The 450-nt window shown below is 43.3% G+C and carries 1 protein-coding gene; it reads left to right on the top strand.

The window, feature by feature from the left end; all coding sequences use genetic code 11:
- Positions 1-85: 85 nt before the first annotated feature.
- Positions 86-450: efflux RND transporter periplasmic adaptor subunit (locus ACTHS3_RS16945; RefSeq protein ID WP_440368632.1), on the top strand; the 365-nt coding region annotated here is incomplete at its 3' end.

The following is a 450-nucleotide window of genomic DNA, read 5'->3' as shown; positions in this document are numbered from 1 at the left end:
CAGTAAAATCCAGTTGTTTTTTTTGTCTCCAACATACATTTATTGCTTGTCTGCAACGTTATGTTATTGAATTGGTTCCTTTTATATGTCTAAAGTTTTCAAGTGGGCGGCCGGTACGGCTGTTGTAGTAGCAGCGGCTTTCGGCGGCTGGTCTTTGATGAAGCCTGAGCCTCAGTCTTCTTTTATTACAGAAGTAGTCAAACGCGGCGATATCCGTCAAACCGTGTCGGCAACCGGAGAAATCTCACCTTCCAATTTGGTATCCGTAGGCGCGGAAGCTTCAGGTCAGATTAAAAAACTGTATGTGAAACTGGGCCAACAAGTGAAAAAAGGCGATCTGATTGCGGAAATCGACTCAACCAATCAGATCAATACCTTAAATACCGAAAAATCCAAACTGGAAACCTATCAGGCAAAATTGGTTTCTGCAGAAATCGCTCTTTCCAGTGC

Source organism: Neisseria sp. P0009.S007 (genome assembly GCF_051962515.1).
The sequence above is the reverse complement of the archived record's forward strand: the minus strand, read 5'-3'. Positions and strand labels throughout refer to the sequence as shown.